The sequence below is a fragment of the Kitasatospora nipponensis genome (assembly GCF_039528135.1).
GTDB lineage: Bacteria > Actinomycetota > Actinomycetes > Streptomycetales > Streptomycetaceae > Kitasatospora > Kitasatospora nipponensis.
This window is the reverse complement of the sequence record NZ_BAAALF010000746.1, coordinates 1-680: the sequence shown is the minus strand read 5'-3', so window position 1 is coordinate 680 and position 680 is coordinate 1. Positions and strand designations below refer to the sequence as shown.

Annotated in this window: 1 protein-coding gene; it reads left to right on the top strand. The window is 72.1% G+C overall.

Annotated features, from left to right (window positions below; all coding sequences use genetic code 11):
- Window positions 1-246: 246 nt before the first annotated feature.
- On the top strand, window positions 247-680 hold a 434-nt coding region (locus tag ABD323_RS43090; protein ID WP_344447489.1), incomplete at its 3' end, for an AMP-binding enzyme.

The following is a 680-nucleotide window of genomic DNA, read 5'->3' as shown; positions in this document are numbered from 1 at the left end:
CCGCTGGCCAACACCCGTGCCTATGTGCTGGATGTGGGTCTGCGTCCGGTGGGTCCGGGGACGGTGGGTGAGCTCTACCTGGCGGGTGTGGGTCTGGCGCGTGGGTACCTGGGACGTGCGGATCTGACGGCGCAGCGGTTCGTGGCGTGCCCGTTCGAGGCGGGGGCTCGGATGTACCGCACGGGGGATCTGGTGCGGTGGGACCGGGCGGGTCGGTTGGAGTACCTGGGTCGGGTGGACGATCAGGTGAAGATCCGGGGGTTCCGGGTGGAGTTGGGTGAGGTGGAGGCGGCGCTGGGCCGTTGTGCGGGGGTGGCGCAGGCGGTGGTGATCGCGCGGGCCGATCTGCCGGGTGGTCGGCGGCTGGCGGCGTACGTGGTGGCGGCCGGTGGTCGGTCCCTCGAAGCGGGGGTGCTGCGGCGGGAGTTGTCGGCGTTGTTGCCGGAGCACATGGTGCCCTCGGCGTTCACGGTGCTGGCGGAGTTCCCGGTGAACCGCAACGGCAAGCTGGACCGTTCGGCTTTGCCGCGTCCGCAGTACACGGCGACCTCGCGGGCTCCGCGCGGGCCGCGGGAGGAGATCCTGGCCGGGCTCTTCGCCCAGGTGCTGGGCCTGGAGAGCGTGGGCGCCGAGGAGAGCTTCTTCGACCTCGGCGGCCACTCCCTGCTCGCCACCCGCCT